This is a genomic window from Streptomyces sp. CA-288835, from assembly GCF_050936385.1.
Taxonomy (GTDB): Bacteria; Actinomycetota; Actinomycetes; order Streptomycetales; family Streptomycetaceae; genus Streptomyces.
This window is the reverse complement of the sequence record NZ_JBNJMW010000001.1, coordinates 6,919,351-6,933,819: the sequence shown is the minus strand read 5'-3', so window position 1 is coordinate 6,933,819 and position 14,469 is coordinate 6,919,351. Positions and strand designations below refer to the sequence as shown.

Here is a 14,469-nt window from a genome sequence, read left to right as displayed (position 1 = left end):
ACCGCCCCACGATTAGCCCGCCCATGGGTTGGCGGCCGAGGCGCCCGCCTTCCTCAGCCCGCCGAGCCGCCCACCTCGTAGTCCTGTCCGAGTACCACCGACACATCCGCGTTCGAGGCGCCCTTGGCCTTCTTCACGGAACTGGTCGGCAGGCCCAGCGTCTTGGCGACCTCCACCGCGTCCGCCTTCTTCGCGGCGTCGGCGTACGTGATCTGGGACGCCGTCTGTGCCGTATCGGTCCTGCCTGCGTCCACGAAGGCGTAGCCGCCGTTGAGCAGGACGACGCGGGCCTGCTCGGTGGCGTCCTTCTTGCCGGTGGCGTTCCTGATGCCCACCTGGACGGCCGCGCCCTGCTCCGGGCTCTTCGCGGCCCCGCCGAGCACGTCCTTGACCACGCTGTCGCTCGCCTTCGTGCTCAGCCTGCCGTCCGACTGGACCGGCAGCAGCACGGACTTGTAGTCGCCGCCCTTGGCGTGGTCCGCGAGCTTGGCGAGGAAGGTGCCCAGGTCCTTGTCGGTCAAGGGGGGCTCGATGATCTGCGCGAGCGTCTGCACGGTGGTCGTCGCGGCCTGCGGATCCGACGACACCTTGCGCAGCACGCCCTGCATGACCTGCCCGAACCGCTCCAGCTGCGCGTTCTGCGCCTCCCCGGAGCCACGGTAGGTGGCGTACGCGACGGCCATCTTGCCGCTGAGCGTCTGGTCCTCGCCCTTGTTGACGAGGGGTGCCTCGCCCTTCCGCTTGGAATCCGGGTCCGGCACGTTCGCGTTGGTGTCGATGTCGATGTTGCCGACGAGGTCGACGAGGTTGCTGAGGTAGGGGGTGTCGAGGCGCCAGGTGCCCTCGATCTTCGTGCCGAGCACGGTGTCGATCGCGTCCCGCGTCCCGGAGGTGCCGTCGTCGTCCACGGACTTGGCGAGCGTGGTCGTGGTGCCGTTGTCGTCCGCCACGGCAAGGGAGTTGGGGACCAGGACGGTGGTGCCCTGCTTGGTGGTGGTGTTGTTGACGAGCAGCGCTGTCGCGGTGCCGCCGCCCTTGGTGTTGTGCAGGTGGACGACGATCACATCGCGGTTCTGGGCGCCCGCGGCCGTCGCGGTGCCGGTCTTCGCGTCCGACGACGTGCCGGGCAGCTTCCCCGCGTACCAGAGGTAGCCGACACCGCCGACCGCGACCAGGGCGAACACCACGACCAGGGCGACGACGCGGCCACGGGCCCGGCGGCGGGCCTCCTCGCGCCGCTCGGTGCGGTTCTCGGTGAACTTCAGCCAGTCGATGACGTCTTCGGAGTCGTCGGTCGGCTCCTCGACGAAGGTGAACTGCTCGGTGCGGTAGTCGCGCTCCTCCCGCTGCCCGTCCGCCGGCTCCTCGGCCTCCGTCCGCTCGGCGGGCCCGGCCTGCTGGGGGATGTAGGCGGTCTGCTCGGCGACGCGGGGCTGCTGACCGCCGGCCGCGGGCTGCCCGTAGGGGTCGTACGAGTTTGGGGCTGCCGGAGCGGTCCCCTGAGCAGTCGTGCCGTAGGGGTCGTACGAGTCCTGCGCGCCGTATGTCCCGTACGAGGCTCCCGGCTGCTGATGGCCGTTGCCGGTGTCGTACGACGGCGTCTGCTGCTGACCGTGCCCGTACGGGTCGTACCCGTAACCCTGCTGCCCCTGTTGCTGCGCGCCGTAGGCGTCGTACCCGTACGGCGTCTGGGAAGGCGGTGGCACCTGCCGGTACACCGGCTGCCCGAACTCGTCGTAGCCGACCAGCTCGTAACTCTGATCACCTTGGTAACTCTGGTCGCCCCCGTACCCAGCGTCGTATCGGTCGCTCACCGGCGCCCCTCTCGGTTCACTCGCCTCACTCGCCGCGGTACAGCTCACGCTTGTCGATGTAACGCACCACACCGTCCGGCACCAGATACCAGACCGGGTCACCCTTGGCGACCCGAGCTCGGCAGTCCGTGGACGAGATGGCGAGCGCGGGGACCTCGACGAGCGAGACACCGCCCTCCGGGAGCCCCGGGTCGGTCAGCGCGTGGCCGGGCCGGGTGACCCCGATGAAGTGCGCGAGGGAGAACAGCTCTTCGGCATCGCGCCAGGTGAGGATCTGGGAGAGCGCGTCGGCGCCGGTGATGAAGAAGAGGTCCGTGTCGGGATTGAGCGCCCGCAGATCGCGCAGCGTGTCCGTGGTGTAGGTCGGGCCGCCGCGGTCGATGTCGATACGGCTCACCGAGAACTGCGGGTTCTCGGCGGTCGCGATGACCGTCATCAGATAGCGGTCCTCGGCCGGGGAGACCTTGCGGTCGGTCTTCTGCCACGGCTGCCCGGTCGGCACGAACACCACCTCGTCGAGGTGGAACTGCGCGGCGACCTCACTGGCCGCGACGAGGTGGCCGTGGTGGATCGGGTCGAACGTTCCGCCCATGACGCCGAGGCGGCGCTTGCCCGGGTTCGACGGGCCGGGGGCCGGGCTGTTCTCCCGGCCCGCCGACGGACCGCTTGGCATGTCCTGCTCTCCCATGCGTGCAGACCCTACCGGCCCGGTCCCTGAGCCCCGCCCGGCGGACGTCAGCGGTCCCGGTTGAAGCGGGTGGTGATCCACAGCAGCAGAAGGAGGACGAAGAGCGCGCCGCCGCCGGTCAGATAGGGGTTGAGGCTCTCGTGGTTGCCACTGTGCTCTCCGCCCTCGGAGGCGAGGGTGGCCAACTGGGCAGCGGTGCTGTGGAAGCTCATCTTCGGCAGGACCTATCCGGTGAGGGCGGGATACAGACGTACAGACGTAGGGCCATCGTAAGCGGGCGCCGTCGCGCGGATCACGCCGACTCCGTCACGCCCGCTCTCCGCCGTGTGCATCGCGCCGCTCGGCCACTGCCGGGAATGCCGCTTTCAGGCGCCGCCGGGAACTTCGGGCGGGGCTCAGTCGTCCCGCTTGTAGCCACGCAGCAGGAACCAGGCAACCAAAACGCAGCCGACGACCATCACTATCAACACGACACGGAGCAGAATTCCCGGTCCCTGCTGCTCGGCGGCGCTCGCTGCTTCGGCGAGCCAGGCTTGGGGGTGGTGCTCCATGACGTGCGACTCCTTCGCTGTACTGCACGTCCCACGGTATATCCGCCTAGGCTGTACCCCGCCTCGGGGGCACAGGAGGCAACCAGACGCATGGGGGACCACATGCCAGAAGAAAGCCACGAGAACGTACCGAGCAGGCAGCGCAGGCGCTTCGAGGGGATCTCCTCCCGGGCGTACGAGCACCCCGCGGACCGCTCGGCCCTGGTCGCCCTGCGCAAGCTCAGCGGCTTCGACACGGTGTTCAAGGCGCTCAGCGGACTGCTTCCGGAGCGCAGCCTGAGGCTGCTGTTCCTGTCCGATTCCGTACGGGTCTCGGACGCCCAGTTCGCGCACCTGAACGACATGCTGCGGGACGCCTGTTACATCCTGGACCTGGAGAAGGTCCCGCCGATGTACGTCAACCAGGACCCGCAGCCGAACGCGATGTGCATCGGCCTGGACGAGCCGATCATCGTCGTCACCACCGGCCTCGTCGAGCTGCTCGACGAGGAGGAGATGCGGGCGGTCGTCGGCCACGAGGTCGGCCATGCCCTGTCCGGCCACTCCGTCTACCGCACGATCCTGCTGTTTCTCACCAGCCTCGCGCTCCGCGTGGCCTGGATCCCGCTGGGCAACATCGCGATCATGGCGATCGTGACCGCCCTGCGCGAGTGGTTCCGCAAGTCCGAGCTGTCCGCGGACCGTGCCGGGCTGCTGGTCGGCCAGGACCTGAAGGCCTCGATGCGCGGCCTGATGAAGATCGCGGGCGGCAACCACCTGCACGAGATGAACGTGGACGCGTTCCTCGCCCAGGCCGAGGAGTACGAAGCCGGGGGCGACCTCCGCGACTCCGTACTCAAGATCCTGAACGTCCTGCCCCGCTCCCACCCCTTCACCACGGTGCGCGCCGCCGAGCTGAAGAAGTGGGCCGAGTCCCGCGACTACCAGCGGATCATGGACGGTCACTACCCGCGCCGCGACGAGGACGGCGACACCAAGGTCACGGACTCCTTCCGCGAGTCGGCCTCCGCCTACGCCACCCACGTACGCAGCTCCAAGGACCCGCTGATGAAGCTGGTCACGGACATCGCGGGCGGGGCTGGCGACCTCGGCGGCCGGGTCCGGCGCGGTTTCGGGGGCTTCGCGAGCGGCTCGAGCGCAAGCTCCTCAACCAAGGAACGGCCGCAGGACGACCGCCCCGACGACGAGAGCCCCAACGGCAGCGCCAGCTGAACAGCAGCACGAAGAAGGCCGACGACTACACCCTGGGCTGTGCGCTGGCCGACAGCGACCCGCACAGCGCCGTGGCACCGCCCGTCGCGAACGGGTCGGTGCCGGCCGGTCCGCCCGCCTTGGCCGTCTGCCCCGCGAGCAGCGGGCGCAGATGGCTGGTCGCGTCCTCGGCGCAGGCGAGCGGCCCGGCCTGGACGTACGAGCCCACCAGCTCCGCCTGGCGCATCCGCAGATCATCGCGGTCGAACCGGAAATGCAGCTCGCGCCGCACGGTGAACAGCGAGGCTTTCGCACCGTCCTCCGAGCCCGTCGGCCGCAGCGCGTAGACGAAGGTGTGGTCGGCCGTCACCTCAAGGGTGTCGGCGTCGGTCTCGGCCGCCTGCAGCGTGCCCTGCACCCGGATCTGCGGGTCGGCCAGCTGAGCGTGGGAAGGGTCGAAGCGGACCAGCCAACCGGTGGGCGCGTGCCGCCCGTCCGCGGTCGGATGGTCGAAGCTCCGGTCGAACTGGTCGAGCTGCTGCGGATCGAGCAGAATCCGTACAGGCCTGGTGGCGCCGCCGGTGAGCACGTCCGGGTCGAGCGCCGACTCCACGAGGTAGTCCTTCGCCGTGGTGAGCGCGGTGACGACCTGGCTGTCCGAGAAGTGGGCGGTGCGCCGGGTGGCGGGCATCGTGATCCCGTCGGCGCCGATACGGAACTGATCGGCCGGGCTGCGCGCGTACAGCAACCCGGTGTCCGCGGTACCGGGCACCGCGCCCTGTGGCGCGAGGGGGATGACCGTCATCCGCAGCGGCTCGGGCGGCTTCGCGGCGGGCGCCTGATACGGGTGCCGTACACCCATATAGATCGCCGTGCCGAAAGCGACGGCGATCAGCAGAACCAGGATCAGCGCCTGCCGGGACAGACCACGGCGCATCGGCGGGCGGCGGCGCACGGCCGGGGCATGATCGGCGATCCGCTCCTGCGCGGAGAACTCCTGGAGACGGGCAGCTCGGACGAACGACTCGTCGAAGACGACGGATCGGTACTCTTCCTCACCGCCACCGGAAGCCCCGTCGGGTGGTCCCTCCGGTGGGTCTCCTAGCCCGCCCATACATTCAGAGTAGGTCTCTGGAACCTCACGTAAACGCCGCCGTACGCGACAAGTTCACGGCGTACGCGGTTCCGCGGGGACGGGTGGCTGGGAGTAGTCGGCGGAGGCCGAAGGGCGCGTTCCGGTGCCCTGTTCGACGCCTGTGGAGGCGGGCGGCGGTACCTGGGGCTGGCGGCCCGAGGAGCCGCCGCGGTAGACCGCCGTGAAGGCGAGCGCGACCATGCCGACGCCCATCACGACGGCGAGGATCCAGGCGACGGGACGGTGCCAGCGGGTCTGTTTTCCGTACGACCCGGAGTGACCGTAGCGACCGTCGTAGTAGTCACGGTCGTCGAGATCGTCCAGGTCCGGATCGTGGCCGAAATCATGGCGGCCGTCGGGTCCGAAGTCGTCGTACCGCTCGTCGTCACCGCGTGGGCCCCGGGTGCGGCCGCGACGCGCCTCGGCCTCGGAAGCCTCCGCGCGGGCCTGCGCGGCGGCGAGGAGGCGTTCGACGGCGGTCGGCTCATGGACCCTGGCCGCCCGCACAAAGGCCTCGTCGAAGACCACGGAGGCGAACTCTTCGTCCGAGCCTCCGCGGTCGCGGTCGTCGTCGGGCTCCCAGCCGTCAGGAAACGGCGTGCCCCCCACGTCCTCCGGCACAGACCCAGACTAGACCTGGGGGTTCAATTTGGGCAGACGGTATGGAGATTCATCCACCTGGCGAGACAGCTTCTTCGGGGGCCTGCTCAGCGCCGGATGTGCCCGTCGCCCGTGACGATGTACTTCGTGCTCGTCAGCTCCGGCAGGCCCATCGGGCCCCGCGCGTGCAGCTTCTGGGTGGAGATGCCGATCTCGGCGCCGAAGCCGAACTGGCCGCCGTCCGTGAAGCGCGTGGACGCGTTCACGGCGACCGTCGTGGAATCGACCAGCTGGGTGAAGCGGCGGGCGGCCGGCTGGGAGCTGGTGACGATGGCCTCGGTGTGGCCGGAACTCCACAGCCGGATGTGCGCCACGGCCTTGTCGAGCGAGTCGACGACGGCGGCGGCGATGTCGTACGACAGGTATTCGGTGTCCCAGTCGTCGGTCGTGGCCTCGACGACGGTGGCCTTGGAGCCCTTGGCGTACGCCAGCACCCGCTCGTCGGCGTGCACGGTGACCCCGGCCTCGGCGAGGGCGTCCAGGGCGCGCGGCAGGAACTCGGCGGCGATGTCCTGGTGCACGAGGAGCGTCTCGGCGGCGTTGCACACGCTCGGCCGCTGGGCCTTGGAGTTGATCAGGATCTCGATCGCCATGTCGAGGTCGGCGTTGGCGTCCACGTACACATGGCAGTTTCCGGTGCCGGTCTCGATGACCGGGACGGTGGATTCCTGCACGACGGTACGGATCAGGGAGGCGCCGCCGCGCGGGATGAGCACGTCGACGAGGCCGCGGGCGCGCATCAACTCCCGTACGGATTCGCGGCTTTCGCCCGGTACGAGCTGGACGGCGTCGGCGGGCAGCCCCGAGCCGCCGACGGCGTCGCGCAGCACGCGGACGAGGGCGGTGTTGGACTCGAACGCGGAGGACGAGCCGCGCAGCAGGACCGCGTTGCCGGACTTCAGGCAGAGCGCGGCGGCGTCGACCGTGACGTTCGGGCGGGCCTCGTAGATGATCCCGACGACGCCGAGCGGGACGCGGACCTGGCGCAGGTCGATGCCGTTCGGGAGCGTGGAGCCGCGGACGACCTCGCCGACCGGGTCGGGCAGCGCCACCACGTCGCGTACATCTGAGGCGATGGCGCGGATCCGCTCGGGCGTGAGCGTGAGCCGGTCGATGATGGACTCGCTGGTGCCGGCCTCACGGGCACGCTCGACGTCCTTGGCGTTGGCCTCGACGATTTCGCTCGTACGGACCTCCAGGGCGTCCGCGATCGCGAGCAGCGCGTCGTCCTTCTCGGCCCGCGGCAGCGGAGCGAGGTCGGCGGCGGCGGCCTTGGCGCGGTAAGCGGCCTGAGTGACCGGGGACATCGAGTCGTACGGCGAGAGCGTGGTCATGAGGGAAGCGTAATGCTCGCCGCATGGGCGTCCAGCGTTTGTTCCAGAACCCGAGACAGGGCCGAAAACGCCCCCCGGCACTCCCCTAGAACGGGTGGACCCCTACGGGAGTCGCCGGTTGTGGGCCGTAGCCCTCGGCGATGCGCTGGTGGTAGGTCTCGCGGTCGATGACCTCGAGGCCGACGATCTCCCAGGGCGGGAGTTTCGCGGTCTGGCGGTGCTCGCCCCACAGGCGCAGCGCGACGGCCGCGGCGTCGTGCAGGTCGCGGGCCTCTTCCCAGTAGCGGATCTCCGCGTGGTCGCCGGCGTACCGGCTGGTCAGCAGAAAGGGGTGGTCGTGGGCGAGCTGCTCGAGCGAGCGCCGGACGTCGTTGAGCGGGGCCTCGTCGCCCGAGACGCTCAGCGTGACGTGCCACAGCCGCGGCAGGTCCTTCGGTTCCTCACCCTGGTACGTGTCTCCGGCCGCGACGCTGGTGAGGGTCCGCTCCTCACCGGCCGCGCGGGAGGTGCCACCACCGCGGGACGCCGCCCCGGGGCGTACTCGTCTCACGACGGCCTCCTTTACGCAGTGGGTTCGCAATGGGTTATGGATTACTGCAGCGCGGAATCTCGAGGGCTCCTTGAATCAAAGTTGAGCAGGCGGGACGGCTTCGTGGGGCGGTTTTACCGAACGTAGCCCTGCGGGGGCTGTCCCTTTCGGCCGTTTACGCGTGCAGCAGCACCAGATCGTCCCTGTGTACGACCTCCCGTTCGTACGCGGGACCCAGCTCGCGGGCCAGCTCGCGGGTGGAGCGGCCGAGCAGCTGCGGTATCTCCTTGGCGTCGAAGTTGACGAGCCCGCGCGCCACCGCCCGTCCCGTGCTGTCGCGCAACTCGACGGGATCGCCCGCCGTGAACTCGCCCTCGACTGCCGCGATACCCGCGGGCAGCAGCGACTTGCGGCCCTCGACGACCGCGCGCACGGCCCCGTCGTCGAGCGTGAGCGCGCCCTGCGGGGTGGACGCGTGCTGGAGCCAGAGGAGACGGTCAGCGGAGCGGCGCCCTGTGGCGTGGAAGTGCGTACCGGTGTCCCGGCCCGCGAGGGCGTCGGCGGCGTGCACGGCGGCGGTGAGGACGACCGGGATGCCGGCCGCCGCCGCGATCCTGGCCGCCTCGATCTTGGTGACCATGCCGCCGGTGCCGACGCCGGCCCGGCCCGCGCTGCCGATCTCGACGTGCGCGAGGTCCGCCGGAGCGCGTACCTCCGCGATCCGCGTCGTACCCGGCCTGGTGGGGTCGCCGTCGTAGACGCCGTCCACATCGGAGAGGAGGACCAGCAGGTCGGCGCGTACGAGATGGGCGACCAGGGCGGCGAGCCGGTCGTTGTCGCCGAAGCGGATCTCGTCCGTGGCGACCGTGTCGTTCTCGTTGACGATCGGCAGGGCACCCATGGCGAGGAGCTTGTCGAAGGTGCGCTGGGCGTTGCGGTGGTGGGCGCGGCGGCTCATGTCGTCGCTGGTGAGCAGGACTTGGCCGACGCGGACGCCGTAGCGCGCGAAAGAGGCGGTGTAGCGGGCGACGAGCAGCCCCTGCCCGACGCTGGCGGCGGCCTGCTGGCGGGCCAGGTCCTTGGGGCGGCGGCGCAGGCCCAGCGGGGCGAGGCCGGCGGCGATGGCACCGGAGGAGACGAGGACGATCTCCTTCTCGCCCCCGCTGCGGCCTTTCGCGAGTACGTCGACCAGGGCGTCCACGCGGTCCGCGTCGAGGCCTCCCGACGCGGTGGTCAGGGACGAGGAACCCACCTTGACGACGATCCTGCGGGCGTCCGCGATGCCGTGTCTGGTGTGTGCCTGTCCTGCCGTCGCCTGCCTTGCCGCTGACACGCTTTCCCCAATGTTCTGACCAGCCCCGTCCGTGCAATCTACGCGATTACGGGCAGGGGGCGCCGCCGCGTTCCGAGGGGCGGACGTGGGGCCGGTGCCCAGCGGCCGACGCCGCGTGCGTGACGTACGCCCCAGAAGTTCACCGCGGTTTCATCCGATATCCAGCGATAGCTCCTTGGGAAGATTGCTTGGCGGGCCGCCCAAGTCATACGGTCAGGGATCGGCCTCGTAGTGTTCGGCCGACCGAACCCGTTGCTTGCCCTCATCCGCCGTACCCTCCGCAGGAGCCCAGCCCGTGCCTTCCGCAGGCCTCTCCCCCCGCCGCGTCACGCAGCTTGCCGCGCTGCTGTCGATGTTCGCGCTCTTCACGGCCCAGATCGTCTCCGCGCTGCTGCCGAACGTCCCGGTGTTCATCGCCGTGAGCGCGGCGGGCCTCGCCCTCGACGTCTATCTGCAGTACCGCGACCCCGGGCTGCTCGCGCTGCTGGGCAAGGTCCGCTTCGATGCGACGGTCCGTCAGTTGCTGCGCGACATGCTGGTCCTGGTGGGTCTCCTGCGGATCGACGGCATCGACGCGGGCAGCGAGCAGGCACCGCTCCTGGTCGCCGTATGCGCCTTCTACGCCCTGCACTTCGCCTGCCAGGCCGCCGCGGTCCTGGTCCGCCGCACCCGTACGCTGCCGATCGTCACCCGCAACATCGACGCGTCCGCCCTGCACCTGACCGCCGCGCCGCCGCGCATCCTGGCCCGCCGTCAGGGCCACCGGCTGCTCACCTTCTCCATTCCGACGACGGCCGGCCTCCTGCTCACGGCGGCCACCACGGACGGGTACTGGGGCGCCATCGGTGTCGTCGCCTCCCTCGCGCTGATCGGCGGCGGCACGGCGTACCTCGCCACCTGGCTGCTCCCCAAGAAGCGCGCCAAGAGCGAGCAGCAGGTCATGAACTGGCTGGACAAGTGGCTGGCCGACTACCAGCCGACGGTCGGCATGTACTTCTCCGGCGGCGCGACCTCCGCGTACCAGGCGAACATGTGGCTCTCGACGCTCTCCTCGATCGACGCCAGGCCGCTGATCGTGCTGCGCGAGCGGTTCATGGTGCAGAAGATCGACGCGACGGACGTGCCGATCATCTGCTTCCCGAAGGTGTCGACGATGTTCTCGCTGGAGAACTCGACGCTGAAGATGATGCTGCACCCCGCCAACGCCGCGAAGACCTCGCAGGTGCTGCGCATCCCCACCATCAAGCACGCGTTCATCAACCACGGCGAGAGCGACAAGCTGTCCTCCTGCAACCCGTACGCGAAGGCGTACGACGAGGTGTGGGTGGCCGGTCCCGCGGCCCGCGAGCGGTACGCGCTGGCGGAGGTCGGCGTCGAGGACAAGGACATCGTGGAGGTGGGCCGCCCGCAGCTCGCGCCGATCCGGCCGTACGCGGGCCCGCCGACCGGTCCGTACACGACCGTGCTGTACGCGCCCACGTGGGAGGGCTGGGACGGGAACCCCGGCAACACCTCGGTGGTGCTGGCCGGCGAGAACATCGTGCGGCATCTGCTCGCGGACGAGGGCGTACGGCTCCTCTACAAGCCGCATCCGCTGACGGGTTCCGTCGATCCGCGTGCGGGCGCGGCCAATGAGCGCATCATGGCGATGATCCGCGAGGCCAACACCAAGCGGTCGGGGCCCCGGCCGGATGCGGAGGCGGCGGCCGAACTGGTGCGCCGTACGGCCGAGTTGGACCAGCTGACGAAAACCTCCTTCCGTCCCGGTGCGGACGAGATGGAGCGCATGCTGCTCCAGGGGACGCCACGCGGCGACCGTGAGGCGGCGATCGCCGAGGCCACGCTGGCCTGGGAGAAGGCGTACTGGGCCTCCTTCCCGGAGTGGGAGCACCAGATCATCACGGACGCGCGGCCCGCGATCTTCGCCTGCTTCAATCAGGCGGACCTGTTGATCAGTGATGTGTCGTCGGTTGTCTCCGACTGGCTCTCGAGCGAGAAGCCGTACGCGGTGGCCAACACGTCCGGGATGCCCGAGGCGGACTTCCGCGCCGGTTTCCCCACGGTGTCCGCGGGCGTCATCCTGACGCCCGCGGCGGACGGCGTCCCGGCGCTGCTGGAATCGGTACGCCACCCGGAGAAGGACCTCTTCACGGCGGCCCGCGCCGAGCTGAAGGTGCACCTGCTGGGGCCGTCGGACCCGCCGTCCTTGGCCCGCTTCAACGCCGCGATCGCCGCGCTGTGCGCGGCGGCTGACGAGCGCCGCGTCCGCATGGAGACGCGGCTGTCGTCGGAGCTTCCGTCGCCGCGGGAGGAGGCGGCCGAGGAGACGGCGCAGGATCCGCATGAGGCGGAGGAGACGGTTGCCTCCGGCGGTTGAGCGGGTTGCCTCCGGCGGTTGGGCGGTTGGGTTCGTTGTCGACTGACGGTTCGTTGTGGCTGGTCGCGCAGTTCCCCGCGCCCCTTGGGTGGTTGGTGGGTGCGGGGCCGCGGTCCGGTGCGTCAGCCCGTCGCCAACGGGGCATACGGCCCCGTGCTGGTACAGGGTTCTGGTGTGCCCAGACCGAAGCTAAGCGACGGGCATAGGACGCACCGGCCCACGTCCCCTCCCACCGGCGGAAAGCTGCCAGTTTCGTCGGGGCGGGCGAGCATGGCGACTGGTGAGCTTTGTGGCTGACGGTTCCGGGAGCGCCCCATCAGGGGCGCGGGGAACTGCGCGACAAGCCACAACACACCCGCACCCGCGACACGACTGTCACCCACCACCCCAGTAGGCACCCCACCCACCCGCCGTAGGCGCCCCACTCACCCCCTTGGAGGCAGCGGGGTCTGGGGGCGGAGCCCCCAGTTTCGGGAAGGGGCGGGGCTGAGGAAAGGAAAGCCTAGAACGGCTCGAAGTCGTCGTACTCGCGCTCCGCCTCGTCCCGCTCGGCCTGCTTCTCGCGGCGACGCGTCACCGCAGGGCGGGGCGCCTCGAAGCGATGGTCCTCGCCCCGGCGGCCGAGCATCTCCGCGCCGGCCATGACCGTGGGCTCCCAGTCGAAGACGACGGCGTTCTCCTCGGGCCCGATGGCAACGCCATCCCCCGTACGGGCCCCCGCCTTCATCAACTCGTCCTCGACACCAAGCCGGTTGAGGCGATCGGCGAGGTAACCAACGGCCTCGTCGTTGCTGAAGTCGGTCTGGCGAACCCAGCGTTCGGGCTTCTCGCCCCGTACGCGGAAGAGGCCGTCCTCCTCGCGCACAACCGTGAAGCCCGCGTCGTCCACGGCCTTCGGCCGGATGACGATCCGAGTCGCCTCCTCCTGCGGCTTGGCCGCACGGGCCTTCGCCACCAGATCGGCAAGGGCGTACGACAGCTCCTTGAGGCCGATGTGGGCGACCGCCGACGCCTCGAAGACCCGGTAGCCCCGCGCCTCGAGATCAGGGCGGACCATCTCGGCGAGATCCTTGCCGTCGGGGACGTCGATCTTGTTGAGGAGGACGATGCGCGGACGATCGTCGAGGCCGCCGTACTGCTTCAGCTCCTCCTCGATCAGGTCAAGGTCGGAGACGGGGTCACGGTCCGATTCGAGCGTGGCCGTGTCGAGTACGTGGACCAGGACCGAGCACCGCTCGACATGGCGCAGGAACTCAAGCCCCAGCCCCTTGCCCTGGCTCGCCCCGGGAATCAGGCCGGGCACGTCCGCGATCGTGTAGACCGTGGCGCCCGCCGTCACCACCCCCAGGTTGGGGACGAGCGTCGTGAACGGATAGTCCGCGATCTTCGGCTTGGCGGCGGACAGGGCGGAGATCAGGGAGGACTTGCCCGCACTGGGGTAGCCGACGAGCGCCACGTCAGCGACCGTCTTCAGCTCCAGGACGATGTCCTGCATGTCACCGGGCACACCAAGCAGCGCGAACCCGGGCGCCTTGCGCCGGGCCGAGGCCAGCGCCGCGTTCCCGAGACCGCCGCGCCCGCCCTGCGCGGCCACGTACGCCGTGCCGTGCCCGACCAGGTCCGCGAGCACGTTGCCCGCCTTGTCCAGTACGACCGTGCCGTTCGGCACCGGCAGGATCAGGTCCTGGCCGTCCTTGCCGGAACGGTTGCCGCCCTCACCGGGCTTGCCGTTGGTGGCCTTGCGGTGCGGGGAGTGGTGGTAGTCGAGGAGCGTGGTGACGGACTGGTCGACGACCAGGATCACGTCACCGCCACGGCCGCCGTTGCCGCCGTCCGGGCCGCCCAGCGGCTTGAACTTCTCGCGATGGACGGAGGCACAGCCGTGGCCTCCGCTACCCGCGGCGACATGCAGCTCGACGCGGTCCACGAAGGTGGTCATGGGATGTGCCTCCAGTTACGTACGGAAAACTCTGCGTTGTGCGGCGCAGAAATCTCCGCTGAGAAATCTCTGCTCAGGTGAAACACGCGAAAGGCGGACCCGCTTCCCGTACGGGAAGTGAGGTCCGCCTCGCGAAAGATCCGGTCAGGCGACCGGAACGATGTTCACGACCTTGCGGCCACGGCGCGTACCGAACTCGACCGCACCGGCGTCAAGGGCGAACAGCGTGTCGTCCTTGCCGCGGCCGACGCCGCTGCCGGGGTGGAAGTGGGTGCCGCGCTGGCGGACCAGGATCTCACCGGCGTTGACGACCTGACCGCCGAAGCGCTTCACGCCGAGCCGCTGAGCGTTGGAGTCGCGACCGTTCCGGGTGGACGATGCGCCCTTCTTGTGTGCCATCTCTCCTCAGTCCCTTACTTCGCAGCCGCGGGGATCTCAGTGACCTTGATCGCCGTGTACTGCTGGCGGTGGCCCTGACGACGGCGGTAGCCGGTCTTGTTCTTGTAGCGAAGGATGTCGATCTTCGCGCCCTTGTGGTGGTCCACGATCTCGGCCTGGACCTTGATGCCGGCGAGCACCCACGGGTCGCTGGTGACGGCGTCACCGTCGACAACGAGCAGAGTCGAGAGCTCGACCGTGTCGCCGACCTGGGCAGTGGAAATCTTGTCAACCTCAACGATGTCGCCGACAGCAACCTTGTGCTGGCGACCACCGCTGCGCACGATGGCGTACACGCGGATCTCTCTCTCGCTCGATTCGGAATCCCCGCAGTCCAGCCGCCGACAGAAAGCAGACGGCCTCTCCCGGGGCGCGAGCCACCGGGAGGAAAGAGGTTTACGGGAATGCGGCGGGTCTGTGGACACGCCGAGGGTCAAGGTTACGGGGCCCTGACCAGCGGGGTCAAACCGGGTCCCGGGC

At 69.8% G+C, this 14,469-nt stretch carries 14 protein-coding genes; 2 read left to right on the top strand and 12 right to left on the bottom strand.

Features of this window, described 5'->3' with window-relative positions; genetic code table 11:
- Positions 1-53: 53 nt before the first annotated feature.
- The 4 genes from ACQEVY_RS31415 to ACQEVY_RS31400 form a co-directional block, all read right to left on the bottom strand.
- Positions 54-1,814 carry a LytR C-terminal domain-containing protein gene (locus ACQEVY_RS31415; RefSeq protein WP_432952738.1) on the bottom strand — a complete coding sequence of 587 codons (1,761 nt, stop codon included), beginning with the start codon at positions 1,812-1,814 and terminating at the stop codon, positions 54-56.
- Between the two features lie 25 nt (positions 1,815-1,839).
- Positions 1,840-2,502: a nicotinate-nucleotide adenylyltransferase gene (gene nadD, locus ACQEVY_RS31410; RefSeq protein ID WP_432952737.1), complete on the bottom strand. Its 663-nt coding sequence runs from the start codon at positions 2,500-2,502 to the stop codon at positions 1,840-1,842.
- A 47-nt stretch (positions 2,503-2,549) separates the two neighbouring features.
- Positions 2,550-2,714, bottom strand: a complete 165-nt coding sequence (locus tag ACQEVY_RS31405) for a hypothetical protein (RefSeq protein ID WP_328771630.1) — start codon at positions 2,712-2,714, stop codon at positions 2,550-2,552.
- Between the two features lie 183 nt (positions 2,715-2,897).
- Positions 2,898-3,053 carry a hypothetical protein gene (locus ACQEVY_RS31400; protein ID WP_328771629.1) on the bottom strand — a complete coding sequence of 52 codons (156 nt, stop codon included), beginning with the start codon at positions 3,051-3,053 and terminating at the stop codon, positions 2,898-2,900.
- Positions 3,054-3,155: 102 nt separating this feature from the next.
- On the opposite strand from ACQEVY_RS31400, the gene ACQEVY_RS31395 reads away from it, so the two are divergent.
- Positions 3,156-4,265 (top strand): M48 family metallopeptidase, encoded by a 1,110-nt coding sequence (locus ACQEVY_RS31395; RefSeq protein ID WP_432952736.1) that lies wholly within the window; start codon positions 3,156-3,158, stop codon positions 4,263-4,265.
- Positions 4,266-4,290: 25 nt separating this feature from the next.
- Here ACQEVY_RS31395 and ACQEVY_RS31390 read toward each other — a convergent pair whose 3' ends face one another.
- From ACQEVY_RS31390 to proB, 5 genes are all read right to left on the bottom strand, one after another.
- Positions 4,291-5,358, bottom strand: coding sequence for a hypothetical protein (locus tag ACQEVY_RS31390; RefSeq protein WP_432952735.1), 1,068 nt, complete (start codon positions 5,356-5,358; stop codon positions 4,291-4,293).
- 54 nt (positions 5,359-5,412) lie between these two features.
- On the bottom strand, positions 5,413-6,000 hold the full coding sequence (locus ACQEVY_RS31385) for a hypothetical protein (RefSeq protein ID WP_432952734.1): 588 nt from the start codon (positions 5,998-6,000) through the stop codon (positions 5,413-5,415).
- A gap of 86 nt (positions 6,001-6,086) precedes the next feature.
- Entirely contained in the window at positions 6,087-7,373 is a 1,287-nt protein-coding gene (locus tag ACQEVY_RS31380) for a glutamate-5-semialdehyde dehydrogenase (RefSeq protein WP_432952733.1), read from the bottom strand.
- Between the two features lie 85 nt (positions 7,374-7,458).
- Positions 7,459-7,923, bottom strand: a complete 465-nt coding sequence (locus ACQEVY_RS31375; RefSeq protein WP_388671726.1) for a hypothetical protein — start codon at positions 7,921-7,923, stop codon at positions 7,459-7,461.
- A gap of 154 nt (positions 7,924-8,077) precedes the next feature.
- Positions 8,078-9,184, bottom strand: coding sequence for a glutamate 5-kinase (proB, locus tag ACQEVY_RS31370; RefSeq protein ID WP_432955495.1), 1,107 nt, complete (start codon positions 9,182-9,184; stop codon positions 8,078-8,080).
- 346 nt (positions 9,185-9,530) lie between these two features.
- On the opposite strand from proB, the gene ACQEVY_RS31365 reads away from it, so the two are divergent.
- Positions 9,531-11,612: a hypothetical protein gene (locus tag ACQEVY_RS31365; protein ID WP_432952732.1), complete on the top strand. Its 2,082-nt coding sequence runs from the start codon at positions 9,531-9,533 to the stop codon at positions 11,610-11,612.
- A 502-nt stretch (positions 11,613-12,114) separates the two neighbouring features.
- On the opposite strand, the gene obgE is transcribed toward ACQEVY_RS31365, so the two are convergent.
- The 3 genes from obgE to rplU form a co-directional block, all read right to left on the bottom strand.
- Entirely contained in the window at positions 12,115-13,551 is a 1,437-nt protein-coding gene (obgE, locus tag ACQEVY_RS31360) for a GTPase ObgE (RefSeq protein ID WP_432952731.1), read from the bottom strand.
- Between the two features lie 144 nt (positions 13,552-13,695).
- On the bottom strand, positions 13,696-13,950 hold the full coding sequence (rpmA, locus tag ACQEVY_RS31355; RefSeq protein WP_033328070.1) for a 50S ribosomal protein L27: 255 nt from the start codon (positions 13,948-13,950) through the stop codon (positions 13,696-13,698).
- A gap of 14 nt (positions 13,951-13,964) precedes the next feature.
- Positions 13,965-14,285 carry a 50S ribosomal protein L21 gene (gene rplU / locus ACQEVY_RS31350; protein ID WP_033328069.1) on the bottom strand — a complete coding sequence of 107 codons (321 nt, stop codon included), beginning with the start codon at positions 14,283-14,285 and terminating at the stop codon, positions 13,965-13,967.
- Positions 14,286-14,469: the final 184 nt, after the last annotated feature.

Bases quoted from the DNA above. Each gene is read 5' to 3' on its own strand.
- ACQEVY_RS31395 (WP_432952736.1), top strand. From the start codon at position 3,156: ATGCCAGAAGAAAGCCACGAGAACGTACCGAGCAGGCAGCGCAGGCGC.
- nadD (WP_432952737.1), bottom strand. From the start codon at position 2,502: ATGGGAGAGCAGGACATGCCAAGCGGTCCGTCGGCGGGCCGGGAGAAC.
- ACQEVY_RS31380 (WP_432952733.1), bottom strand. From the start codon at position 7,373: ATGACCACGCTCTCGCCGTACGACTCGATGTCCCCGGTCACTCAGGCC.
- ACQEVY_RS31400 (WP_328771629.1), bottom strand. From the start codon at position 3,053: ATGGAGCACCACCCCCAAGCCTGGCTCGCCGAAGCAGCGAGCGCCGCC.
- obgE (WP_432952731.1), bottom strand. From the start codon at position 13,551: ATGACCACCTTCGTGGACCGCGTCGAGCTGCATGTCGCCGCGGGTAGC.
- ACQEVY_RS31390 (WP_432952735.1), bottom strand. From the start codon at position 5,358: ATGGGCGGGCTAGGAGACCCACCGGAGGGACCACCCGACGGGGCTTCC.
- rpmA (WP_033328070.1), bottom strand. From the start codon at position 13,950: ATGGCACACAAGAAGGGCGCATCGTCCACCCGGAACGGTCGCGACTCC.
- ACQEVY_RS31405 (WP_328771630.1), bottom strand. From the start codon at position 2,714: ATGAGCTTCCACAGCACCGCTGCCCAGTTGGCCACCCTCGCCTCCGAG.